At 63.9% G+C, this 23,767-nt stretch carries 18 protein-coding genes and 1 tRNA gene; 6 read left to right on the forward strand and 13 right to left on the reverse strand.

Going from position 1 to position 23,767, the window contains the following annotated elements; translation table 11 throughout:
- Window positions 1-111 precede the first annotated feature (111 nt).
- Window positions 112-2,787, reverse strand: a complete 2,676-nt coding sequence (gene polA / locus AC25Y4_RS04645; protein ID WP_488119189.1) for a DNA polymerase I — start codon at window positions 2,785-2,787, stop codon at window positions 112-114.
- Window positions 2,788-2,851: 64 nt separating this feature from the next.
- On the opposite strand from polA, the gene AC25Y4_RS04650 reads away from it, so the two are divergent.
- Window positions 2,852-3,286, forward strand: a complete 435-nt coding sequence (locus AC25Y4_RS04650) for a hotdog fold thioesterase (RefSeq protein WP_488119190.1) — start codon at window positions 2,852-2,854, stop codon at window positions 3,284-3,286.
- 53 nt (window positions 3,287-3,339) lie between these two features.
- On the opposite strand, the gene AC25Y4_RS04655 is transcribed toward AC25Y4_RS04650, so the two are convergent.
- Both AC25Y4_RS04655 and AC25Y4_RS04660 read right to left on the reverse strand, forming a co-directional pair.
- Entirely contained in the window at window positions 3,340-4,185 is an 846-nt protein-coding gene (locus tag AC25Y4_RS04655) for a hypothetical protein (RefSeq protein WP_488119191.1), read from the reverse strand.
- A gap of 18 nt (window positions 4,186-4,203) precedes the next feature.
- On the reverse strand, window positions 4,204-4,809 hold the full coding sequence (locus AC25Y4_RS04660) for an ANTAR domain-containing response regulator (protein ID WP_414803406.1): 606 nt from the start codon (window positions 4,807-4,809) through the stop codon (window positions 4,204-4,206).
- 38 nt (window positions 4,810-4,847) lie between these two features.
- On the opposite strand from AC25Y4_RS04660, the gene AC25Y4_RS04665 reads away from it, so the two are divergent.
- Window positions 4,848-4,930 (forward strand) — tRNA-Leu (locus tag AC25Y4_RS04665).
- Between the two features lie 152 nt (window positions 4,931-5,082).
- On the opposite strand, the gene AC25Y4_RS04670 is transcribed toward AC25Y4_RS04665, so the two are convergent.
- Complete coding sequence (locus AC25Y4_RS04670) at window positions 5,083-6,807, reverse strand: HNH endonuclease signature motif containing protein (RefSeq protein ID WP_488119192.1); 1,725 nt, start codon at window positions 6,805-6,807, stop codon at window positions 5,083-5,085.
- Window positions 6,808-6,893: 86 nt separating this feature from the next.
- Window positions 6,894-7,394 (reverse strand): GNAT family N-acetyltransferase, encoded by a 501-nt coding sequence (locus AC25Y4_RS04675; RefSeq protein WP_488119193.1) that lies wholly within the window; start codon window positions 7,392-7,394, stop codon window positions 6,894-6,896.
- A 90-nt stretch (window positions 7,395-7,484) separates the two neighbouring features.
- On the opposite strand from AC25Y4_RS04675, the gene AC25Y4_RS04680 reads away from it, so the two are divergent.
- Window positions 7,485-7,877, forward strand: a complete 393-nt coding sequence (locus AC25Y4_RS04680; protein WP_488119194.1) for a RidA family protein — start codon at window positions 7,485-7,487, stop codon at window positions 7,875-7,877.
- An 82-nt stretch (window positions 7,878-7,959) separates the two neighbouring features.
- A complete protein-coding gene (locus tag AC25Y4_RS04685; protein ID WP_488119195.1) occupies window positions 7,960-8,448 on the forward strand; it encodes a DUF1707 SHOCT-like domain-containing protein in 489 nt (162 codons plus the stop codon).
- A gap of 20 nt (window positions 8,449-8,468) precedes the next feature.
- On the opposite strand, the gene AC25Y4_RS04690 is transcribed toward AC25Y4_RS04685, so the two are convergent.
- On the reverse strand, window positions 8,469-9,887 hold the full coding sequence (locus tag AC25Y4_RS04690; protein ID WP_488119196.1) for a dihydrolipoyl dehydrogenase family protein: 1,419 nt from the start codon (window positions 9,885-9,887) through the stop codon (window positions 8,469-8,471).
- A gap of 77 nt (window positions 9,888-9,964) precedes the next feature.
- Between AC25Y4_RS04690 and AC25Y4_RS04695 the strand changes: the two genes are divergently transcribed.
- Complete coding sequence (locus AC25Y4_RS04695; protein ID WP_488119197.1) at window positions 9,965-10,135, forward strand: hypothetical protein; 171 nt, start codon at window positions 9,965-9,967, stop codon at window positions 10,133-10,135.
- On the opposite strand, the gene AC25Y4_RS04700 is transcribed toward AC25Y4_RS04695, so the two are convergent.
- Window positions 10,114-11,316 carry a low temperature requirement protein A gene (locus AC25Y4_RS04700; RefSeq protein ID WP_488119198.1) on the reverse strand — a complete coding sequence of 401 codons (1,203 nt, stop codon included), beginning with the start codon at window positions 11,314-11,316 and terminating at the stop codon, window positions 10,114-10,116. The two genes, AC25Y4_RS04695 and AC25Y4_RS04700, sit on opposite strands and share 22 nt — an antisense overlap.
- A gap of 97 nt (window positions 11,317-11,413) precedes the next feature.
- Here AC25Y4_RS04700 and AC25Y4_RS04705 point away from each other — a divergent pair, with 97 nt between their 5' ends.
- The gene (locus AC25Y4_RS04705) at window positions 11,414-12,802 is read left to right on the forward strand and encodes an APC family permease (protein WP_488119199.1); all 1,389 of its coding nucleotides are present in this window, start codon (window positions 11,414-11,416) and stop codon (window positions 12,800-12,802) included.
- A gap of 159 nt (window positions 12,803-12,961) precedes the next feature.
- On the opposite strand, the gene pyk is transcribed toward AC25Y4_RS04705, so the two are convergent.
- From pyk to trpB, 6 genes are all read right to left on the reverse strand, one after another.
- Window positions 12,962-14,407 carry a pyruvate kinase gene (gene pyk, locus AC25Y4_RS04710; protein ID WP_488119200.1) on the reverse strand — a complete coding sequence of 482 codons (1,446 nt, stop codon included), beginning with the start codon at window positions 14,405-14,407 and terminating at the stop codon, window positions 12,962-12,964.
- Between the two features lie 60 nt (window positions 14,408-14,467).
- Window positions 14,468-15,928, reverse strand: a complete 1,461-nt coding sequence (locus AC25Y4_RS04715; RefSeq protein WP_488119201.1) for a glutamate synthase subunit beta — start codon at window positions 15,926-15,928, stop codon at window positions 14,468-14,470.
- Window positions 15,921-20,558, reverse strand: a complete 4,638-nt coding sequence (gene gltB / locus AC25Y4_RS04720; protein WP_488119202.1) for a glutamate synthase large subunit — start codon at window positions 20,556-20,558, stop codon at window positions 15,921-15,923. Before gltB ends, AC25Y4_RS04715 begins: the two co-directional genes overlap by 8 nt.
- A 123-nt stretch (window positions 20,559-20,681) precedes the next feature.
- Window positions 20,682-21,641 (reverse strand): prolipoprotein diacylglyceryl transferase, encoded by a 960-nt coding sequence (gene lgt, locus AC25Y4_RS04725; RefSeq protein ID WP_488119203.1) that lies wholly within the window; start codon window positions 21,639-21,641, stop codon window positions 20,682-20,684.
- Window positions 21,642-21,738: 97 nt separating this feature from the next.
- A complete protein-coding gene (gene trpA / locus AC25Y4_RS04730; protein ID WP_488119204.1) occupies window positions 21,739-22,548 on the reverse strand; it encodes a tryptophan synthase subunit alpha in 810 nt (269 codons plus the stop codon).
- Window positions 22,545-23,756, reverse strand: a complete 1,212-nt coding sequence (trpB, locus tag AC25Y4_RS04735) for a tryptophan synthase subunit beta (protein WP_488119205.1) — start codon at window positions 23,754-23,756, stop codon at window positions 22,545-22,547. Before trpB ends, trpA begins: the two co-directional genes overlap by 4 nt.
- Between the last annotated feature and the right edge of the window lie 11 nt (window positions 23,757-23,767).

The following is a 23,767-nucleotide window of genomic DNA, read 5'->3' on the forward strand; positions in this document are numbered from 1 at the left end:
CATTTGCCAGAAGCAGAGCATGTGGCAGCGGCCCGCCGGGGGGCGGCCCGCTGCTGGTGCTGTCACGCGGTGTACTGGTGCTGGTACTGGTGCCGTTGGACGGCTTCGTTGCTAGTGGGCGGCGTCGTCCCAGTTCGCTCCGCGACCCACCTGCACGTCGAGCGGCACGAGCAGTTCTGCGGCGGTGGACATGCGGTGCGTCACCACGTCGCGCAGCACGTCCCACTCGCCAGGCGCCACGTCGAAGATCAATTCGTCATGCACCTGGAGCATCATCTTCGACTCCATGTTCTTGTTCGCGATGTCGTGTGCGATGCGGTTCATGGCGATCTTCATGATGTCGGCGGCTGAGCCCTGGATCGGTGCGTTCAAAGCTGCACGCTCCGCGTTGTCGCGCAGCACACGGTTGGTGCTGTTCAACTCGGGGAACGGGCGACGGCGGCCGAAGATCGTCTCCGTGTAGCCATCGATCTTCGCCTGCTCGACGACGTTGCGCAGATAGTCGCGCACCGCGCCGAAGCGGGAGAAATAGTCGGTCATGAGCTGCTTGGCCTCTGCCGTCGGTATCCGCAGCTGCTTTGACAGGCCGAACGCACTCAGCCCGTACGCCAGGCCGTATGACATCGCCTTGACCTTGCCGCGCATTTCAGCACTGACCTCTTCTGGAGCGACACCGAAGATACGAGAGCCCACGAACCGGTGCAGGTCTTCTCCGGCGTTGAACGCCTCGATGAGGCCTGGATCTTCTGAGAGGTGCGCCATGATGCGCATCTCAATCTGCGAATAGTCGGCAGTCAGCAACGCCTCTGCGTTCTCTCCGGCGTGGAAGGCCGCACGGATGCGACGGCCCTCCTCCGTGCGAACCGGAATGTTCTGCAGGTTGGGATCCGTCGAGGAGATGCGCCCCGTTGCCGTGCCGATCTGCACGTAGTTCGTGTGGATGCGCCCTGTTCCGTCGATCGCCTTGTCGAGGGTCTCCACGATCTGGCGAAGCTTGGTGGCGTCGCGGTGCTGCAGCAGCAGGTCGAGGAACGGATGCGGGTTGCTGGCCTGCAGGTCGGCAAGAGCGCCGGCATCCGTTGAGAAGCCCGTCTTGTTCGCGCGTGTCTTCGGCATGCCGAGCTGGTCGAAGAGCACTTCCTGCAGCTGCTTGGGCGAGCCGAGGTTGACCTCGCGGCCGATCTCGGCGTACGCGCTGGCGGCCAGGGCCGCAGAACGCTCTCCGAGCTGCGACGACAGCTCAGACAGCTCGGCGTGCGACACGGACACGCCCGTGAGCTCCATGTCGACGAGGGCGAGAAGCGTTGGCATCTCGATGTCGAGGAGGACGTGGCGGGTGCCGTCGTCGAAGAGCTCGTCGATCGCAGCGGCGACGCGCAGGGTGTACCACGCCTGCATCGGAACACCGGCGACCGTTGACTCATCTGGCACCAGCTGGTTGGCGTCGTGCACCGGCAGGGTTTCGCGGAGGTAGCGCGTGACGAGGTCGGCCAACGTCTTGTCTGGTCCGCCGGGACGCAGCAGCCAGCCGGCGACGAGCGAGTCGGTGAAGAGACCGTCGAAGGCGAGTCCGCTGTTTCGCAGTGCCTTCAGCTGGAATTTCGCGCCGTGCATGATCTTGGGCGAGTCGCTGGCCAGCCAGGCCTCGAACGGCGCATAGTCGCTGCGACCCGGCTGCCAGGGCAGGTTGACCGTTTCGGTGGGACTGGCGAGGCCGAAGCCGATGACGGTGCCGTCGAGCACCTCTGTGGTGAGGCCGAGGCCAATGGGTGACGCCGCGACCGCGCGCTTGATCCACCCTTCGAGTTCTTCGTCGAGCAGGTCCTGCGCGTGCGGGGCCTGCGGCGCCGGTGGCTCATCAGCTGCAACGACTTCACCTGTAACGATGGCGGCGTCGCCGCCCTCCAGCTTCAGGACGCGATCGAGCAGGCTCTTGAACTCGAGCCGTGAGAAGACCTCCCGCACGCCCTGGTCATTGATCGGGCCGCGCTCCAGGTTCGCGATCTCCACCGGCAATTCGACGTCGGTGACCAGTCGGTTCAGCCGGCGGTTGCGGATCGCGTTTTCTTTCTGCTCACGCAGGTTGTTGCCGACGACGCCCTTGATCTCATCGGCGTGCTCCAAAATGCCGTCGAGACTGCCGTAGAGGCCGAGCCACTTCACGGCGGTCTTCTCGCCGACCTTGGAGATGCCGATGAGGTTGTCGCTGGTCTCACCCACGAGTGCTGCGACCTCTGGGTACTGGTGCGGGTCGATGCCGTAGCGTTCGCGAACGCGCGCCGGGTCGTACCGGGTGAGGGCAGAGACGCCCTGGCTGGACGGGTAGAGCAACGTGACGTTCTCGTTGACCAGCTGGATGGCGTCGCGGTCGCCGGACACGACGAGCACGTCGTAGCCCTCAGCAACGCCGCGAACCGACAGCGTGGCCAGGATGTCGTCGGCCTCGAAGTCTTCTTTGGTGATGGTGGTGATGTTCATGGCGGCGAGGGCATCCTGCAGCAGCGGGATCTGGCCGATGAACTCAGAGGGAGTCTCGTTGCGCGTGCCCTTGTATGCCGGGTACTCCCGCGTGCGGAATGACGCCCGGGAGATATCGAAGGCGACAGCGATGTGGGTGGGTTTTTCGGTGCGCAGCAGGCTTAGCAACATGGAGAGGAAACCGTGGATGGCATTGGTGTGCTGGCCATCCTGGGTTTGGAAACTTGCGACTGGGAGGGCGTAAAACGCCCGAAAAGCCAACGAGTGGCCGTCGATGATCATCAGGGTAGGCTTTTTGGATTCCGACACGGACCCAGCCTACAAGCGACCGGTGACAGCCGGTTCTGTGCACACTCCAACAACAAAGGTGACAATGATCGACAAGACGCAGGATGCGCTCGACTGGGTACAGCAGCGCGGCAGTGGTGCGCTGGCAGAGAAGATGGGAATCGAGTTCCTCGAATTCTCCGTCGAGCGCGCGGTGGCCAGGATGCCCGTTGAGGGCAACACGCAGCCAGCCATGCTGCTGCACGGTGGCGCATACGTCGTGCTCGGCGAGTCACTCGGCTCCATGGCAGCGAACCTGTTCGCCGGTGCGGGCAGGCTCGCGGTCGGCATCGAGATCAACGCCACCCACACCCGCGCGGCGACCTCCGGCTACGTGACGGGCGTCTGCACGCCGATCCACCTCGGTCGCACCCTCACCACCCACGAAATCGCGGTCACAGACGACCAGGGCAGACGCTGCTCGACGATTCGGATCACGAACCTGATCAAGGAACAGAAGCCGGCGGCATCCGAAGCGTAGTTCCGCGCCGGAAGTGAGTGCGCTGCGGCAGCGGCGGGTATGCGGCGGCGGACTCAGAATCCGAGTCTGCGCCGCACTACCAGCACTTCGTCTGCCGGGTAGTCGGCCCACGTGTCCAGGAGCAGGATCCTGGCGCTGTCGAGGAGCGCTCGTCCGCAGCTCTCAACCGGGAGCGACAGCGCGTCGTTGATGATGCGACTGGCTTCTGGGTACGCCGTTTCAAAGCGTCGCCACGAGTCGAGGCTATCGAGGCGCGCGGGGCTATCGAGGCGCTCAGGGCTATCGAGGCGCTCAGGGCTGTCGAGGCGCTCAGTGCGGTCGTCTTCCCGCACAATGCGCAGGGCGTTCACGAGATGACGCACGGAGTGCGTGCGGAGTACTTGTCCGGCAGCCAGCAGCTCGCCGCGCCGCGCTCGACCGGATGCGAGCAGCACGTTCACGAGGAACAGTCGAAACTCGACGAGCGGATCGGCAGGCGCCGGGATGCGGTCGACCGGAGCGGCGTTGGCCGCCATCCGCTCGGAGATACGCTCCCGATCGAGTGCGACCTCGTACACGTTTCCGGCGAAGGAAAAGGACGATAGTTCGTCGGGCGAGGCCACAGCGAACTCAAGCACGAGGCCGCTGTCGTAAACGACTTTCAGGCTGTAGGGGGTGTCTCTGACGCGGATGCGAATGTCATCGGCGTCTGGCAGCCAGTCGAGGGTGGTCCGAAAGGCCTCTTGGGAGCCATCATCGGTGATCAGGAAGAAATCATGATCTGACCACTCGTCGACCCGGCTGCGTTCCGCCGTCGATCCCACCCACACCAGACCGAGCACGTGGGGGTGGGATGCGACGGATGCCAGTAACCGGGCGTTGAATTCTTCGAACTCCTGGAGTACGGCAGAATTCGACACGCCCGACCGGCCTTGGTGCTACTTCTTGGCTGAGAGCTGTTCGATGATCGCCTGTGCGACATCGTGCATGGTCAGACGGCGATCCATGGATGCCTTCTGAATCCAGCGGAATGCTTCTGGCTCAGTGAGGCCCATCTTCTCGTTGAGCAGGCCCTTGGCGCGGTCAACAAGCTTGCGGGTCTCGAAACGCTCGACGAGGTCGGCAACTTCGGCCTCAAGCGTGATGATCTGGCTGTAGCGGGACAGCGCGATCTCAATCGCGGGCAGCAGGTCATTCGGCGTGAATGGCTTGACGACATACGCCAGTGCGCCGGCTTCGCTTGCGCGCTCGACGAGCTCTTTCTGGCTGAATGCGGTCAGCAGGACGACGGGCGCAATGTGGGCCTTCGTGAGGCGCTCTGCGGCGCTGATGCCATCGAGAAGCGGCATCTTGACGTCCATGATGACGAGGTCTGGACGGAGTTCTGTTGCAAGTGCGACAGCGGTCTCACCGTCGCCGGCTTCGCCCACAACTTCGAACCCGTTGTCACGGAGAATTTCGACGATATCGAGGCGGATAAGTGATTCGTCCTCCGCGACGACAACGCGGCGGGGAGGAGTTGATGTAGTGTCTTGGTCGGTCACACCCAAAAGCCTACGGTATTCTGGTGCAGGTGTTGTGAGCCGGTGTGGCGGAATGGCAGACGCGGAGCACTCAAAATGCTTTGTTCGAGAGGACGTGTGGGTTCGAGTCCCACCACCGGTACAAGCCACTGAAAAGAGCCTGACTTTTCCCTGAAAGGGTGCGAAGTCAGGCTCTTTTCTTGTATCCGAGAGTTCGCTGTGCACATTTTTCCGCACGCAATTTTGCGTCTGAACCGCTGTGCAACAGCCGAAGCAGAGGCCAGGGCGGGCTACTCAGAACGGTGGTGGGTCGTTCTCGTCCAACTGTTGGATATCGGAAACGGTTCCAGCGGATGGTTGTGGTTGCCGCGACGGTTGTGGCTGCGATGGCGGTGGTTGCCACGATGACTCGTGGCGGCCGTCGATGGGCAGAGTTATCCCCACATCGCGGCGGTCGGGCCTGGTGGTGTGCAGTGTGCCGGTCGGGGATCGCCAGGTGAGGATTCCGCCGGCGTTTTGGGTGACGGTCCAGGTGGTGGCGTGTTTCATCCGGTGGCAGCGTTTGCAGAGGCAGGCGAGGTTTTGGGGTGTGCTGAGTCCGGCTGGCCATTCTTTGGTGTGGTCAGCCTCGGTGTGAGTGGCGGGCCTGTCGCAGCCGGGACTGCGGCAGGTTCCGTCGCGGATTTGCAGCCAGGTGCGGAGGTCTTTACCGATCTTGTACTTGTGTTGGTTCATGGACAGGTATTCGCCGGTGTCTGGGTCGGTGAGTACCCGGAGGAATGAGGGCGCCCGCAGGGTGAGTTCTCTGGCGGTGTCGGGATCGATGGGGCCGTAGCCCTGCAGGAATCCGGGTTCGTCGCTGTGGCCGAGGAGCGTCATTGCCGGGACGGTGACGATAACGGTGGGGCGGATGCCCCAGTTCGGTGCCCCTTTCCTGGCCCGCAGTGTCATGCGTCCGGTGGGAAGCGGTGCTGCGGCACCGGCCTTCTTCCCGGTGCGCGTGGACTTGCCGGTGCCCGCGGACTTACCCGTGCGCCTCGAGCGTTCCTCCCACGGCACGATTTCCATGTCGTCGAGCACGACACCCTCGAGTAGCAGGGCGGCGGCGACATCGGCGCGGAGTTGGGTGAGGGTGCGGGTCTCACCGTCGCCTTGTTCGGCGGCGGCCAGGTCGGTGAGACGGTCGAAGATGCCCTTCGCTGTTGCTGTGGGCAGGTAGGCGTGCAGCCAGGCCATCCCGTCGAGGTCGGGCTCGAACACGATGCGCCGCGTCGACCGGGCGTCGACGGTGCGGGTCACGATGGACTTCGGGTGCAGGCGTTCCCTGGCCTGGATGACTTTCTTTCGGAATATGTGCACGGGCATGTGGGGTGCCAGCGGCAGTACGGCGAGTTCGAACGCGGCTCTGGCCGAGGCGGGCAGGGTGCCGACCTGATTGATGATCACCGCGGCATGCCCGTATGAGATCGTGGTGCTTTCCAATGCGGCGAGTGTGGCCGGCAGGTCGTTGACGAGGGTCTGGCTTTCGGAGATGAGTTTCCCGGCGGAGATCAGCGACTCGTTCTCTTGCGCGGCGACGAGCGAGGTGAACACGGTGGCGATCCAGCTGTTGCGTTCGCCGTCGGACATCTTCGGGTTTTTGAGGACGAAATCGTCGGAGAGCTCTGACCAGGCGCGGGCGATCTCCACGTGTCGGGCACGCCGCGCGAGGAGCAACGTGATTTCGGCGTTGTCCTGCGCGACGTCGTCAAGGTAAAGCTGGGTGCGATCGGCGTAGCCGGGCGGGAGCTCCTCGGCGGACGTCGGCAGCGTCGGGTAGAGATGGCCGTGCAGGAATTCCGGGTCGTCGTATCCGTCGGCGGCGAAGGCTGCGAGCACGTCGGCGTCGGTCATGCCCTCAAGCGGAGTGCCGTGGGAGTAGTGCAGCGACGCACGTTCGGCGAGAGTGAACCGTGAGAGATTGAGGCCAAGATCGACGTCGCTGTCGGTCTCGGTGGTGATGAACGGTGCCTGGTTCATAGATCTAGTCAACACCCGACCACTGACATTCCTGCCTGCCGCTGGCGCTCGCTCCTCAATCAACAGGAGGGCGCAGCGCACACTGCTCAGAGCGCCATGGAATAGACGCTGCGGACCGGAATAGCCCCGCCGTGATCATCCGCTACCTGCCGCATGCCGAGCTTCTGGGCCACTCGATGTGACGCGAGGTTCTCTGGATGGGTGATCGCGACTAGTTCGGCGGCGCGTAGCTCTGTGCGCGCAAAATCGCGGCAGGCCGCGGCCGCCTCGGTCGCGAACCCATTGCCCTGCAGCACAGCACGCACGTGGTAGCCCACTTCAAGGGCGGGTGTGCCGTTGACCATCTGCCAGGTCAGGCCACAATCTCCGACGAACTCCCCCTCCGCCGTCTCGACAAGCCAGAGGCCGAAACCGTGGTCGGCATAGTTGCGTTGATTCCACTGGATCCACGCCGCCGATTCCTCACGAGACTTCGGCGCCGGATAGAACTCCATGACCGTCGAGTCGCCAAGCAACGACTCCATCAGGTCGAGGTCGTTTTCCGTCATCTCTCGGAAGTGAAGCCGGGCGGTTGGGGCAGGGATCATCTGCCGATGCTACTGCCGGCGCACTGCCATGGTGGCCAATGTCCGACGATGGCGGGATACTCGGGGTGATCCGAATGAAGGGACACCACGATGACCATCCACCCCATTCCCGTTGATCCCCCGCAACTTCACCAGAGCCCCGCATTCGCGCAGGGCATGATCCTTCCCACAGGTCCGACACTCTACGTCGGCGGGCAGAACGGAACGGACTCCGCCGGCGAACTGCTTGACGGACTCCAGGCCCAGACTGAGCAGGCACTTCTCAATGTGCTTGCCGTACTTGCCGAGGCGGGAACTGGCCCTGAGTACGTGGCCAAGCTGACCATCTATCTGGCCGTCGGCGTCGATCCTGGGGCAGCATATGCGGCAACCGGATCGGTATGGGGCGCTCACCGCGCCGCCGTCTCCGTACTCTCCGTCACGCCAGCACGCCCTGGTGCGCTCGTCGAAATCGAGGCAGTGGCCACAATTCCCCCACGGTGAGTTCCCGTTCGTTCGCTGGCGAAAAAGGGCCTCAGCGTCCGGCTGAGGGGCCAGTAGAGTGGATTCAAGGAAAAGGGCGCAGATGACTGACTACACCGATCCGACTCGTTCATCGCTCCGCCTCAGTGATGCGGAACGAGAAGATGCCGTACGCGAACTCGCCGCAGCGCAGGCCGCCGGTCGTCTCGCGCCTCCTGAGTTCACGGAGCGTGCCGCTGCGGCCAGGCAGGCCGTCACCCGCGGCGATCTGGCCCCACTCTTCCGTGACCTGCCGGGAAGCGATGCGCCGTCATCCATTCCGTACACGTCGGCACCCGCTGCACGGTCGTCAACTCAGGCTGGCGACCCATCCGCATCCTGGACGTCAAACGCCCCACGATCCGGCCGCAGGCCGCTGGGCGGCGGGGCCGGTGCCACCGTGATGGCCCTGATGCCGTTCATCGCACTCATTCTCTTCTTTGTGTCAGCCGGGGTCTGGGGCTGGGCATGGGCGTGGCTGTGGTTCCTGCTCATTCCGATTGCCGGGGTGGTCATCTATGGACCATACGGCGACAGCGCCAATCGCAAATAGCGGACAAGCGCAAATAGCGCTCAGTCCTCCAGGTAGGCGGCCGAGAACAACAGCGTCAGCCCCTCTGCCATGGTGGGGTGCGTGATCACGGCATCCCGCACGCTCGTGTACTGCATCCCGCCCAGCATGGCCAGCTGCACAGCCGCGATGACCTCGCTGGCCTCAGTACTGAGGAGAGAGACCCCCAGGATGAGGTTCGTCGAGCGATCGATGACGGCGGTCCAGATTCCGTCCAGGTGTCCAACTGTCCTGGCGCGTGGAATCGCGCTCACCGGCATCCGCGCCATGCGCACATCGAAGCCAGCCGCCCGTGCATCCCGCTCGCTGAGTCCCACCCGGCCGAGTTCTGGCGTGAGGAAGACGCAATAGGGGATTAACCGGCCGAGTGTGCTCCGCATCGCGCCGCCTGAGTGGTCTGCGGCCAGATTGACGGCCAGCACCCGATAGTCGTCGTAGGAGGCGTGGGTGAACTTCGGGCTCCCTGCGACGTCCCCCGCAGCCCAGACATGATCCGCGCTGGTGCGAAGGTACTCGTCGACCACGATGTAGCCCTGTCGATCGAGCTCGATGCCAGCCACGTCGAGTCCGATGCCTGCGGTGACCGGTTGCCGCCCGACCGCGACCAAGACGTCGTCGCCAGACACTGTCTGCCCAGAGGAGAGCGTGACAGTCACCGTACCGTCGGCGTTCCGGGTGACCTTTTCTGCCCGTTCGCCACACAGCACGGTAATGCCGGCGTCGCTGAATCGTCGTTCGATCGCTACGGCGATCTCGTCGTCCTCTCGAGAGAGCAGATGCGGCCCGCCCTGGATGATCGTGACGGCCGCCCCGATGGTATTCAGCAGATCCGCGAACTCGCAGCCGATATAGCCGCCGCCCAGGATGAGGAGCCTCGCCGGCATCGACTCCAGTTGAAGGAGCGAGTTGCTGGTGAGAACGTCAGCGTCTGCGAGCCCGGCGATCGTGGGCAGCAACGGCTCTGTGCCGAGGTTCACGACGACATCCGTCCCACGCAGCACCCGCGTGCCTCCCCCGTCCAGCGACACCCTGACCGTGCGCGGTGCAACGAAATGCGCCTCGCCCAGGATGAAGTCCATGCCAGAGCCGAGAAACGATGTGAGCTGGCCCGCGACCATCGTGCCGACGACATCCTCCTTGCGCGCCAGCAGCAACGACAGGTCCATGTGCGGATGCGCGGCCCCTGCAATTCCAAACTCGGTTGCCCGCCGCATATCCTGCAAGAGCCGGCCACTGTTGATGATGGTCTTGGTCGGGATGCACGCCACATTGATACAGGTGCCACCGATCATGCCGCGCTCGATCATGGCAACGGATGCTCCCCCGCGCGCCATTTCCATGGCCAGCGTCTTTCCCGCCTTACCTCCACCGACAACCAGCAGGCCAACATCTTCGACTCGTTCATTCTGCGCACTGCTCATGTGAGTGAGTCCTTCCCCGCCCGATAGTACGCCGGGGACTACGCCGGGGACTACGCCGGAGACGGTACGCTCGAACGATGAAGGACAACGCCCCGCTTCGATTCATGCTGATCATCATCGCGGTCCTGATCGCGCTGATGCTGGTCGTCGTCATCATCCAGCTCCTCGTCCCGTCCACTGACGGAACGCCTATACAGCCAACGGGACTCGGCCTGCCGACATCCGCTCACTGGTCCAGGGCGGCCTGACGCACGTCTGACGCACGTCGGCGCCGCCTCGTCAGCTCGGCGATCGTGCCCATGACTCCGATCGTCACCGCCGCTCCTGTCACGACGTACACCCCGGCGAGGTTGATGGTTCCCAGCAGCACGCACAACGGCAGCACGACGCCAACGATCGCCCATCTCATGATGTCCCTGACGGGCTCGCCGTATCGCAACATGACTGCTGCATTGGTGGCGTAGAACAGCGCGATGCCCCCGTCAATCGAGAGTGCAGTGCCGAACGACAACGGATGCGCAGGCTCAGCAACTGCGGTGCCGAGTCCGGCGGCAATCAGCACGATCGAGGTCACGAGCAGGAACGGCAAATACATCACGGTGTCGCGCAGCGCCGCGAGGTTCCCCGCAGCCCCCAGCCGATGCCAGCCCCGCTCCGCAGCGTCGGTACCGAAGGTGAAAAAGTCCCAGGCCAGCATGGTGATCGACGCGAACGCCAACAGCGCGGTGAGGGCGGACACCGGCGTCCAATGGCTGCTCAGCTCAATGATCACGGCGAGCACAGATTCTCCGAAGACGATCACGACGAACAGGCCAACCCGTTCGCTGAGATGATCGATATTGAGCGCCCGGCGAAGCCAGCCGACCTCACGCCCCATAAACGCCAGGAGCACGATCTCGACGGCTATTGCGATCGCCCACAGCACATATCGCGTAGGAGATGGCGTGAATGCCGATACCGTCCAGAGCACGGCCGTGAGGCCGCAGTAGACAACGGGACGGTACCAGGCCGCTCCGAGTTGTCGACCCCGCACCCACCAGACAATGAACAGCACCACCCTCATCAGTGCGTTGCCGATGGCATAGGCCCATGTCCGCTCGCCGAGGCCATCCGCCACGGCCGCCGCCATCAGGCCAACCGCGAGCATGACGATGCCCATCATGAACCACACCCTGCCGGTGACACGCGCACCGAACAGGTTCAGCGTGAGGGTGATGTTGACCCACGCCCACCAGGCCGGGAAGAACAAGACAGCGAATGCCAGGAACTCCCCCGGCCCCGGCCCACCGTGCAGCCCCAATGCAAGCTGGCCCACGAATGCCACTATCACCAGGTCGAAGAAGAGTTCCAACCAATTGGCGTGACGGGGCAGCGAATCACGACGACCGTCATCCGTCACACCAGGTGGACCACCTTCAACTGCGGGCACGTCGAGAGCGTACCCCTGCGAATACCGCACGATCGTACCCATTCCCGCCAATCAGGGTAAGAGTAAGAACTGATTGTCGACGCAGCTAGGGGGCATCATGCCTGAATCGAACGGTAGTCACGCAATTGGCCTGGTGCCTGCACTGGCATTCGGGGTGGGAAGTGTCGTGGGTGGCGGCGTATTCACCCTCTCAGGGACGGCGCTCAATATGGCGGGGCCGTGGGCCATTGCCAGCTACCTCATTGCCGCAATCGTCATGTTTCTCTGTGCGCTCAGCTTCGTGGTGGTGTCAGCGCGAGCAAAACCTGGTGAATCCGGGTACGGCCCTGTTGGCGACATACTCAGTCCGTTCTGGCGGTACATCACGATGTGGGGCTTCTACCTGAACGGCGCCACGATCATCGCATTCCTCCTGGTGTCGTTCGGCGACTACCTCGAGGGATATTTCCTGCACGGAGTCAGTCCCATCCTGCTCGGGTGCATTGCGGCAATCGCCATTGTGGCTCTGAACCTCGGGCAAACCGATACTGTCGCCAAGGCCGAGACCGGAATCGTGGGCCTCAAAATCGTCATCCTCGTCGTGTTCGCGATCTGGGGAATGCTCGAATTGCGGGCTCCCGTCTTCGAAACTGCGCCGCCGGAGGGTGCTTCCGGGGTCTTTGCAGCGGCCGCACTGGTCTTCACCGCATACACGGGGTTCAACGTGATCGCCAATATGGCCGGCTCCATCCACAACCCTCGGAAGACAGTGCCACGGGCCATGCTCCTGACGCTCGTCGTGTCGACGGTCATTTATATCGGCGTCATCCTGGCCATGCTCGCCAGCGGCATCACCGATTTCAAGACGGTGGGCGTTGCCCAGGCCGCAGACGTCATCATTGGACCAGTCGGTGGCCTGCTCATCGCGTTCGCAGCGTGCCTCTCAACACTGTCGGGTGCGAACGCGATGCTGCTCGGCTCAAGCGAGATCGTCATCAGGCTGGTGGCCCGTGGTGACATCCCCCCGGTGTTCGGCCGATCCCTCAGCCGCGGGCACCCCTATGGCAGCGTTATCTTCCTCGGCGTGGTGTCAATCCTGCTGGTGCTGTTCGCCAATACGACGTTCATCGTCTCCATTGCCAGCGCCGCTGCGGCCATCGCCATGGTCGTGGTGAGCATCGCGGCGACCGTGCTCGCGATCAAGGGCTGGCCTGGCGACGGACCGCGCCTCCCCCTCGGACCAACGCTCCCGATCATCGCCGTCATTGTCACGGCTGCCCAGCTGCCGTCCCTCGGGTTGTGGCCGGTGGTCGTCACCTTCGTGCTGATGGCCCTCGGCGGCTTGCTCTACGCGTTCAGGCACATCGTGACGAATGGCGAGGGACGCCGCGAGCGGTCCAACCGACGCATTTTCGAGCTCGACACGCCACTGATGCGGGGCATGCGGCATCGCACCGCTGCCGGCGAAGGAGATGACACCACCCCGCAGAAGCCTCCCACGCCCTGAAACACACTGTCGCCCAGAAACGCACTGACGTCTGAAACGCACTGACGTCTGAAACGCACTGACGTCTGAAACGCACTGAACTCTGAAACGCACTGACGTCTGAAACGCACTGACCCCCGCAGCCAGAAGGCTGCGGGGGTCAGGTGTTGCTGGCGGAGGTTAGTCCTTGGCGTATGCCGGAGCGACACCGTTGTGAGCGTCACCGACGCTGTACACGCGGATGTCGTTCGTCGAGCCAACGATTCCGGGAGGGGAACCGGAGATCACGACGACCTTGTCGCCCATTTCGGCGAGACCCTGACCAAGCAGGATGTCGTCGACCTGGCCGAACATGGCGTCCGTGTGCGTCACGCGGTCAACCAGGTACGTCTGCACGCCCCAGGAGAGCGCAAGACGACGACGGATGGCAGGCTCAGGCGTGAACGCGAGCATGGGGATCTGGGTGCGGATGCGCGCCATGCGGCGTGCAGAGTCACCAGACTCCGTGAAGATGCAGATGTACTTGGCGTTGACGAAGTTGGCAACCTCGGTCGCGGCCAACGTGATGGCCCCACCCTGGGTGCGTGGCTTCACCGTGAGCGGCTGGATGCGCTCGAGGCCGTGTATTTCAGTGGACTCAACGATGCGAGCCATGGTCTGGACGGTGACGACCGGGTACTCGCCGACGCTGGTCTCGCCACTCAGCATCACGGCATCCGCACCATCAAGCACGGCGTTTGCGACGTCAGAGGTCTCTGCGCGCGTCGGAACCGGGCTGTGGATCATGGATTCGAGCATCTGGGTCGCAACGATGACCGGCTTGGCCATACGTCGTGCGATCTCAACGGCACGCTTCTGCACGATCGGCACTGCCTCGAGCGGAAGCTCGACGCCGAGGTCGCCACGAGCGACCATGATCGCGTCAAACGCGTCGATGATCTCTTCGAGGTTCTCAACGGCCTGCGGCTTCTCGATCTTGGCGATGACGGGAACGCGGCGTCCCTCTTCGGCCATGATCTCGTGAACACGGTCGACGTCTGCTGCGTCGCGCACGAAGGAGAGCGCGATCAGGTCTGTGCCGAGGCGAAGGCCCCAACGCAGGTCTGCTTCGTCCTTCTCTGAGAGGGCAGGAACGTTGACAGCAACGCCGGGGAGGTTGATGCCCTTGTTGTTGGAAACCGGTCCGGCAACGATCACCTTGGTGGTCACGACGGTGTCGTCAGCCTCAACGACCTCGACCTTGACCTTGCCGTCGTCGATCAGGAGGAAGTCTCCCGGCTTGACGTCCTGGGGCAGACCCTTGAACGTCGTGCCGCAGATCTCCTTGTTGCCGAGGATGTCCTCGGTGGTGATCTTGAAGATGTCGCCGACAGCGAGGTCGTACGGCCCACCCTCGAACTTTCCGAGGCGGATCTTCGGACCCTGGAGGTCAACCATCACGGCGATGGCGCGGCCGGAGTCATTGGCAGCCTTGCGCACGTTGGCGTATACGCCTTCGTGCACGTCGTAGCTGCCGTGGCTGAGGTTCATGCGACATACGTCGACACCCGCATCGATCAGGGCCCTGATCTGTTCGTAGCTGGACGCTGCCGGCCCAAGGGTGGCAACGATTTTTGCGCGTCTCATTCTGGTAAATCTCCGGTTTCCGCGCAGGATTGCGCTTTCATACTTCGGGAAGTGAAAAATTTAGGACAGTGCGAATGCACGATCGGTTGGCTTGACGGGAGCCGGCAGCTGGGTCTCGCCTTCGAGGAATCGATCGACGGCCGCAGCAGCAGCTCGACCCTCCGCGATTGCCCAGACGATGAGTGACTGGCCGCGGCCGGCGTCACCGGCAACGAAGATTCCCTCGCGGCTCGTCTGGTAATCGTCATCACGTTCGACATTACCCCTGCCGTCGAACGGAAGCTGCAGCTGAGAGGCGAGTTCGTCGGGTTCAGGGCCGGTGAACCCGAGGGCCAGCAGCACCAGGTCTGCTGGAATCTCACGTTCGGTACCGGCCTTCGGAACCCGCTTGCCGTTCAGGTACTCGGTTTCAGCAACACGAATCGCGCGCACCTCTCCGACCTCATTCGAGAGGAATTCGATCGTCGATGCGAGGTACTCCCGCGTGCCGCCTTCTTCGTGGGCGCTGGAGACCTCGAACAGTGTCGGCGCCAGGGGCCACGGCTGGTGGTCTGGGCGCGTCGTGCCTGGCTGCTTGCCGATCGCAAGGTTGGTGACGGATGCCGCACCCTGACGGTGCGCGGTACCGATGCAGTCTGCTCCGGTGTCGCCACCACCGAGGACAACGACGTGCTTGCCCTCAGCGCTGATCTGGGAGGGAACCGTATCGCCGGCGCCGACCTTGTTCTGCTGCACCAGGTACTCCATGGCGAAGTGCACGCCAGGCAGGTCACGGCCGGGGATCGGCAGGTCACGCGGCACCATGGCACCCGTGGCGACGACAACAGCGTCATACCGGGCGCGCAGGTCTTCCCATGTGATGTCGACACCGATGTTGACGCCTGCCCTGAACCGGGTTCCTTCGGCCGTCATCTGGCCGAGGCGCGCCTCAAGGTGCTTTTTCTCCATCTTGAAGTCGGGGATGCCGTATCGCAACAGGCCGCCGATGCGGTCATCGCGCTCGAACACGGCAACGGTGTGACCGGCACGGGTCAGCTGCTGGGCTGCGGCCAGGCCTGCTGGGCCTGAGCCGACAACGGCGACCGTCTTGCCCGTGAGGCGTCCGGGCGGCTGGGGCTGTACCCATCCGTTGGCGTACGCCTGGTCGATGATCGACACCTCGACCTGCTTGATGGTGACAGCCGGCTGGTTGATGCCGAGCACGCAGGAAGACTCACAGGGGGCCGGGCAGAGCCGGCCGGTGAACTCGGGGAAGTTGTTGGTCGCGTGCAGTCGCTCGATTGCAGCGTGACCCTCTCCGCGCCAGGTGAGGTCGTTCCATTCCGGAATCAGGTTGCCGAGCGGGCAGCCCTGGTGACAGAACGGCACACCGCAGTCCATGCAGCGGCCGGCCTGGCGCTTGAGCACGGCAGAATCACCGGCCTCGTAGACCTCTTTCCAGTCCATCAAGCGCACGGACACCGGCCGACGGGCCGGAAGTTCGCGCTCTGTGGTCTTCAGGAATCCCTTCGGATCAGCCATTGGTTACCTCCAGGATGCGGTTCCAGACAACGTCGCCATCGGGGTCGAGCCCCTCATCGACAGCGGTTTTCCTCGTGGCGAGCACGGCGGCGTAGTCACGCGGCAGCACCTTCACGAACGTTGCACATGTGGTGTCAAAATCGGCAAGCAGCGTGCGGGCCAGCGCAGAGTCTGTGTGGGCCACGTGCTGCTCGAGGAGATCGCGGACGATCTCGCGGTCTGCGCTCTCCAGCGGGTGCAACTCGAGTTCGCCTGAGTCCAGGGAATCGCTGTTGACCGCTTCGGTGCGCAGGCCGTATACGTACGCGGTGCCGCCGGACATACCTGCGCCGAGGTTTCGGCCGGTCGTGCCCAGGATGACCGCGAGGCCGCCCGTCATGTATTCGAGTGCGTGGTCCCCCACGCCCTCAACGACAGCCGTCGCGCCGGAGTTCCGAACCAGGAAGCGTTCACCAACGATGCCGCGGATGAACATGCTGCCCTGGGTGGCACCGTAGCCGATGACGTTGCCGGCGATGACGTTGCGTTCGGCGCGGAACACGCTCGCCCTGTCTGGGCGCACGATGATCTGGCCACCGGAGAGGCCCTTGCCGACGTAGTCATTCGAGTCGCCCTCAAGGCGCAGCGTGATGCCGGCTGGCAGGAATGCACCGAACGACTGTCCGGCACTGCCGGTGAGTGTGACCTCGATGGAACCGGTCGGCAGGCCGTTGACGCCGTAGCGCAGGGTGACCTCATGCCCGAGCATGGTGCCGACGGCACGCTCCGTGTTGCGGATCGGCAGCGCGATGTCGACGTGTCCGCCGTGCTCCAGCACGCTGGCGCTCAGCTTGATCAGCTCGTTGTCGAAGTGCTTCTCGAGTTCGTGCTCCTGCTCCCTGGCCGACTGGCGTGGCTCTGAATCAGAGAAGTCTGGTCCGACGAGGATCGGCGCCAGATCGAGACCGGATGCCTTCCAGTGGTCGACTGCGCGGTTCACGTCGAGCACCTCACGGTGGCCGATGGCCTCTTCGAGGCTCGCGAAACCGAGCTCAGCCAGGTACTCACGCACTTCCTGGGCGATGAACTCGAAGAAGTTCACCACGTAGTCAGCCTTGCCGCTGAAGCGCTTTCGCAGTTCAGGGTTCTGGGTGGCCACGCCGACGGGGCAGGTGTCGAGGTGGCAGACGCGCATCATGATGCAGCCTTCAACGACGAGAGGAGCGGTGGCGAAACCGAACTCTTCTGCACCGAGCAGCGCGCCGATGATGACGTCGCGGCCGGTCTTCAGCTGACCGTCGACCTGCACGACAACGCGGTCGCGCATGCCGTTCAGCATCAGGGTCTGCTGGGTCTCAGCAAGGCCGAGCTCCCATGGCGTTCCGGCGTGCTTCAGGGAGTTGACCGGGCTTGCACCCGTTCCTCCGTCATGACCGGACACCAGGATGACGTCTGACAGCGCCTTCGCGACACCGGCAGCGACGGCACCAATACCGGACTGGCTGACCAGCTTGGTGTGGATGCGTGCCTTCGGGTTCGCGCGCTTCAGGTCGAAGATGAGCTGCTTGAGGTCTTCGATCGAGTAGATGTCGTGGTGAGGGGGCGGCGAGATGAGTCCGACGCCGGCCGTGGCGTGGCGTGTGCGAGCCACCCACGGGTACACCTTCGTCGGCGGCAGCTGGCCGCCCTCGCCGGGCTTGGCGCCCTGGGCGAGCTTGATCTGGATGTCCTCTGCGTGCGTGAGGTACATGCTCGTCACACCGAAACGACCTGAGGCGACCTGCTTGATCGCACTCCGACGCTCAGGGTCGAGCAGTCGGTCGAGGTCTTCGCCGCCCTCACCGGTGTTGGACTTCGCGCCGAGGCGGTTCATCGCGATGGCCAGAGTCTCGTGGGCCTCCTGGGAGATGGAGCCGTAGCTCATCGCGCCGGTGGAGAACCGCTTGACGATAGACGCGACCGATTCCACGTCATCGAGAGGGATGGGCTTCCGAGCTCCGGCGTTGAAGGAGAACATGCCGCGCAGGGTCATGAGTGTCTCTGCCTGGTCGTCGACCAGCTTGGTGTACTCCCGGAAGATGTCGTAGCGACGAGTCCTGGTCGAGTGCTGCAGGCGGAAGATCGTCTCAGGGTTGAACAGGTGCGGGGATCCGTCGCGACGCCACTGGTACTCACCGCCAGTGTCCAGGCGCTCGTGAGCGCGCACAGCGGCATCCGCTGGGTATGCCTGCGTGTGGCGCGCCAAGTTCTCTGCGGCAATGACATCGATGCCGATGCCGCCGAGCTTGCTCGTTGTACCGGTGAAGTAGCTGTCGACGAAGTCCTGGCTGAGTCCGACAGCCTCGAAGGCCTGCGCTCCCGCATAGGACGACACCGTGGAGATGCCCATCTTCGACATGATCTTCAGGACACCCTTGCCGAGCGCCTTGATGACGTTGCGCACAGCCTGTTCGGCTGACACGTTGGTGATCATGCCGCTGCGGACGAGGTCTTCGCACGTCTCCATGGCCAGGTACGGGTTGACCGCCGAGGCGCCGTAGCCGATCAGCAGTGCGACATGGTGGACTTCGCGCACATCGCCGGCTTCGACGACGATGCCGACCTTCATGCGGTTCTCGGTGCGGATGAGGTGGTGGTGCACCGCAGAGATCATCAGCAGCGACGGGATCGGTGCGAGGTCTTTGTTGGAGTCACGGTCTGACAGCACGATGAACAGTGCGCCGGCGTCGATGGCTTCGTCAACCTCAGCGCAGAGCGCCGTGAGACGGTTGGCCAGCGCATCCGGTCCATCGTCGAACCGGTAGAGCCCGCGAACTGTCGTCGTCGTGCTGCTGCCTGGACGCGTATCGATGTGCTGGATCTTGGCCAGTTCGTCGTTGTCGATCACCGGGAAGTCGAGGACGACCTGGTGGGCGTGCTCAGGGCCGACACTCAGCAGGTTGCGCTCTGGACCAAGGCCCAGCTTCAGTGAGGTGACGACGGCTTCGCGGATGGAGTCGAGCGGCGGGTTCGTGACCTGCGCGAACTGCTGCGTGAAGTAGTCGAACAGCAGTCGAGGACGCTCGCTCAACACGGCGATGGGAGTGTCAGATCCCATGGCGCCGAGCGGCTCTGCGCCGGTGCGCGCCATCGGCGACAGGATGATGCGCACTTCTTCTTCTGTGTAGCCGAAGGTGCGCTGGCGACGAACGACGGATGCCGGCGGGTGCACGATGTGCTCCCGTTCAGGGAGGTCCTTGAGGTTGATGCGGCCCTCGTCGAGCCACTCGCTCCATGGTTCTGCCGCAGACAGCTCTGCCTTGATCTCGTCGTCTTCGATCAACCGACCGGCCTTGGTGTCGACGAGGAACATCTTGCCTGGGCGCAGACGCCCCTTGCGTACGATCTTGCTCGGGTCGATATCGAGCACGCCGATCTCGCTGGCGAGCACGACGAGACCGTCGTCGGTGATCACGTATCGGCCTGGGCGCAGCCCATTGCGGTCGAGTGTTGCACCGACGAGTGAGCCGTCAGTGAAGACGATGGCGGCTGGTCCGTCCCACGGCTCCATGAGCATCGAGTGGTACTCGTAGAACGCGCGACGCTCAGGGTCGAGGTCTGGCTGGTTCTCCCACGCCTCGGGGACCATCATCATGATCGCGTGCGGCAGCGAACGGCCACTGAGGCTCAGCAGCTCGACAACCTCATCGAATGAGGCGGAGTCACTGGCGCCTGGTGTGACGATCGGCAGCAGCGGAGCCATGTCGCCGAGCAGCTCAGACTCGAGCTGCGACTGGCGGGCACGCATCCAGTTGCGGTTACCCTGCACGGTGTTGATCTCACCGTTGTGGGCGATCATGCGGAACGGCTGGGCCAGTGGCCACGACGGGAACGTGTTCGTGGAGTAGCGGGAGTGCACGAGAGCAAGTGTCGACGTGAACCGCTCGTCTGACAGGTCGGGGTAGAACGGCTCGAGCTGCAGCGTTGTGACCATGCCCTTGTAGACCAGTGTGCGGCACGACAGCGACGAGAAGTAGATGGTGAGTTCGCGCTCAGCACGCTTCCGCAGGCGGAACGTCTGGCGGTCGAGCTGGATACCAGAGACAAGCGCACCGGTCTCGGTCGTGTGGATGCTCTGCACGAACAGCTGCTGGATGGCCGGCATCGCTGCCCTGGCGAGGTTGCCGACCTCGTCTGGACGCACAGGAACTTCGCGCCAGCCGAGCACCTGCAGGCCCTCGCTTGCCGCGATTGAGGCGATCTGACGCTTGATGGCGCTTCGCGACGTGGGGTCTGTCGGCAGGAAAACGTTGCCAACGGCGTAACGACCGACCTGGGGAAGGTCGAAATCCGTGACGGCGCGCAGGAACGCATCCGGGATCTGGGTGATGATGCCTGCACCGTCGCCGGTACCGGCATCGGATCCGACAGCACCGCGGTGCTCAAGGTTCCGCAGCGCGTCGAGAGCCGCGGTGATGATGTCATGGCCGGCTGTGCCGCGAAGGGTCGCGACCATAGCCAGGCCGCAGGCGTCCTTCTCAGCGGCAGGGTCGTAGAGACCCTGCTTGGCGGGGGCACTGCCGAAGCGAGCGAACGGTGAAGTCGCCGCGTCTAGAGCGGGTACTGCAGTTTGCGGGGCTGTTGGTTCGAAAACCGACGTTTGTGAATCCACTGGACCGTCCTCACAGAATGATTGGCACGGAGGGACGACATTGGCCCACTGAAGGAAGTTTTGCACGGCGCTCGGTGTTGCTGAGCCTCTACCGTGAACAGGATGGGGAGGGGTAATCCAGGCCTAGACGTGAGAGTCGCGCGGGCTTGTGGCCGGGGACTCTGCAGACTCGGCACGGCCAGCAGCTCCATCGCTCTGATCCGACGCATTCGAGTCGTCGTCAGATTCTACCTCAGGGTCGGGTGCAACCCACTCGCGACCCGGCACATACGGGCTGAGTTCCACGCCTGCGTGGCGGCGGTGCTGCACCCAAATGATGACGATGCCGATCAGGATCGCCAGGAATGACGCCCAGATGTTGGTGCGGATGCCAAGGAAGATCTCGCTCGGGTCAACGCGAATCGACTCGAAGAACGTGCGTCCGACGCCGTACCAGATGAGGTAGACGCCAAATGCCTTGCCCCAGCGCAGGGTGAGCTTGCGCTCGAGGAAGAGGATGACGGCGACGCCGACCAGGTTCCAGATGATCTCGTAGAGGAACGTGGGCTGGAACAGCGTGCCCTCCGGCAAGCCGACGGGGAATGCCGGGTTGGTCGACTCGATCTCGAGGCCCCACGGCAGGGTGGTCGGCACTCCGAAGAGTTCGTGGTTGAACCAGTTGCCAACGCGTCCGAGTGCCTGCGCCAGCAGCATGCCGGGAGCCAGTGCATCGGCGAACGACCAGAAGCGGATGCCTGTCATCCGACATCCGATGAAGGCACCGACTGCGCCACCGATGAGCGCACCGAAGATGGCGTTGCCGCCCTCCCAGATGTACAGGGTGCGCAGCAGGTCGGCGCCGTCGTAGAAGTAGTCACCGGGGTGCGTGAGCACGTGGTAGATCCGGGCACCGATGATGCCGAGCGGGACAGCCCAGAGAATGATGTCAAGCACGATCCCCGGTTCAGCGCCGCGCTTGGTGAGGCGACGTGATGTCATGATCGTCGCGGCGATGATGCCGACAAGGATGCACAGGGCGTAGGCGTGGATACGGAACGGCCCGAGGTCGAAGTAGCTCCAGCTGGGGCTCGGAATGCTCATCATCACGGAAGTCGAGAGAACTGACACCTGTGCAATACCTTTCGTCGTGACATGACGCCACCAGATGACGGCTCTCTGGAGCCGCCGTGGTCAATTTACCCTAGTTCGTGCGCGCCACGTCACGGGAGCCTGCCGCCAGTTCACGAGCGAGGGCGCCAACGGCGTCCACTCCCCCGTCTGACAGCGCCTTCACGAGAGCAGATCCCACGATCGCGCCATCGGCGTAGCCGAGGATCTCGCGTACCTGTTCGGCCGTCGAGATGCCAAGGCCGACGCAGGCGCTCGTGGAGCCAGCGGCACGCAGGCGTTCGATGAGGACGCGTGCGGCGGAGTCAACATCACTCCGCGCACCGGTGATACCCATGGTGGATACCGCATATACGAAGCCGCGGCTCGCCTCGACAGCCTGCGCGAGGCGGGCGTCGGACGACGACGGTGCAGCCAGGAAGACCCGGTCAAGCCCGGTGCGCTCACTGGCGGCGATCCAGTCTGCGCCCTCGTCGGGGATGAGGTCCGGCGTGATGAGGCCGGCCCCGCCGGCAGCGGCCAGGTCGTCGGCAAAGCGCTCAACTCCGTACTGCACGATGGGATTCCAGTACGTCATGACAAGCACGGGGGCGCTCACCTGTGCGGTGATCGCCGCGACGGCTTCAATGCCGTGACGCAGACGGAAGCCGTCTGCCAGTGCACGCTGGGTTGCCGCCTGGATGACAGGACCGTCCATGACCGGGTCGGAATACGGCAGGCCGAGCTCAATGATGTCTACGCCGTTGTCGACGAGGGCGACGGCGGCGTCGATGCTTTCGCCGAGACTCGGGAACCCAACCGGCAGGTAGCCGATCAGTGCGCCGCCACCGGCTGCCCTGCGGGCGGCAATGGTGGATTCGACCGTGCTGATGCTCGTGCTCACGACTGTTCCGCGCCTTCATCGATCAGGTCGAAGTACCGACCTGCAGTTTCCATGTCTTTGTCGCCACGCCCGCTGAGGTTCACCAGGATGACGGACCCAGGGCCGAGTTCCTTGCCGAGATCCAGCACGCCGGCCAGGGCGTGCGACGATTCGATGGCAGGGATGATGCCCTCTGTGCGGCTGAGGAGGCGCAATGCGTCCATGGCAGCGGCATCCGTTACCGGCAGGTAGGTGGCGCGCCCGATGCTGGCAAGCCAGGAGTGCTCAGGGCCGACGCCCGGGTAGTCGAGGCCGGCCGAAATGGAGTGCGATTCGACGGTCTGGCCGTCTTCGTCCTGCAGCAGGAAGCTGCGGGCACCGTGGAGCACACCGGGGCGCCCCTTGGTGATCGTGGCGGCGTGGCGGAGGGTTTCAACGCCCTCTCCAGCTGCTTCGTAGCCGTAGAGCGCCACGTCTGTGTCGTCGAGGAACGCCTCGAAGATTCCGATGGCGTTCGAGCCGCCGCCGACGCAGGCCGCGACAGCGTCTGGGAGGCGACCGGTGAGATCGAGGACCTGCTGGCGTGCCTCCTCACCGATGACGGTCTGAAAGTCGCGCACCATGGCGGGGAACGGATGCGGGCCTGCCGCCGTTCCGAAGATGTAGTTGGTGTTCTCGACGTTGGTGACCCAGTCACGCATGGCGTCGTTGATGGCGTCCTTGAGCGTGCGTGACCCAGCGGTCACCGACACGACTTCTGCACCGAGCAGGCGCATGCGGGCGACGTTCAGCGCCTGGCGCTCCGTGTCGACCTCACCCATATAGATGACGCAGTCGAGGCCGAACAGCGCAGCGGCCGTTGCGGTGGCGACACCGTGCTGGCCTGCACCGGTCTCTGCGATGACGCGGGTCTTGCCGATGCGACGGGTGAGGAGCACCTGGCCGATCGCATTGTTGATCTTGTGCGAACCGGTGTGGTTCAGGTCTTCACGCTTCAGGATGACGCGTGCGCCTCCGGCGTGCTCCGCGAAGCGCGGCACCTCTGTGATGAGTGACGGGCGCCCGATGTACGAGCGCTGCAGTGCGGCCAGTTCGGCGGCGAACGCCGGGTCGGCGCGGGCAACGGCGTACTCTGCCGTCAACTCGTCGAGGGCCGCTACCAGCGACTCCGGCACGAACCTGCCACCGAAGTCTCCGAAATACGGGCCGGATTGCGAGCGAAGAGACATGGATAGACCGC

The sequence above is a fragment of the Leifsonia sp. Y878 genome (assembly GCF_057669685.1).

Coding starts and splice junctions, on each gene's coding strand:
- AC25Y4_RS04650 (WP_488119190.1), top strand. CDS start 2,852: ATGATCGACAAGACGCAGGATGCGCTCGACTGGGTACAGCAGCGCGGC.
- AC25Y4_RS04670 (WP_488119192.1), bottom strand. CDS start 6,807: ATGAACCAGGCACCGTTCATCACCACCGAGACCGACAGCGACGTCGAT.
- AC25Y4_RS04675 (WP_488119193.1), bottom strand. CDS start 7,394: ATGATCCCTGCCCCAACCGCCCGGCTTCACTTCCGAGAGATGACGGAA.
- AC25Y4_RS04680 (WP_488119194.1), top strand. CDS start 7,485: ATGACCATCCACCCCATTCCCGTTGATCCCCCGCAACTTCACCAGAGC.
- AC25Y4_RS04685 (WP_488119195.1), top strand. CDS start 7,960: ATGACTGACTACACCGATCCGACTCGTTCATCGCTCCGCCTCAGTGAT.
- AC25Y4_RS04690 (WP_488119196.1), bottom strand. CDS start 9,887: ATGAGCAGTGCGCAGAATGAACGAGTCGAAGATGTTGGCCTGCTGGTT.
- AC25Y4_RS04695 (WP_488119197.1), top strand. CDS start 9,965: ATGAAGGACAACGCCCCGCTTCGATTCATGCTGATCATCATCGCGGTC.
- AC25Y4_RS04705 (WP_488119199.1), top strand. CDS start 11,414: ATGCCTGAATCGAACGGTAGTCACGCAATTGGCCTGGTGCCTGCACTG.
- pyk (WP_488119200.1), bottom strand. CDS start 14,407: ATGAGACGCGCAAAAATCGTTGCCACCCTTGGGCCGGCAGCGTCCAGC.
- AC25Y4_RS04715 (WP_488119201.1), bottom strand. CDS start 15,928: ATGGCTGATCCGAAGGGATTCCTGAAGACCACAGAGCGCGAACTTCCG.
- lgt (WP_488119203.1), bottom strand. CDS start 21,641: ATGATGAGCATTCCGAGCCCCAGCTGGAGCTACTTCGACCTCGGGCCG.
- trpB (WP_488119205.1), bottom strand. CDS start 23,756: ATGTCTCTTCGCTCGCAATCCGGCCCGTATTTCGGAGACTTCGGTGGC.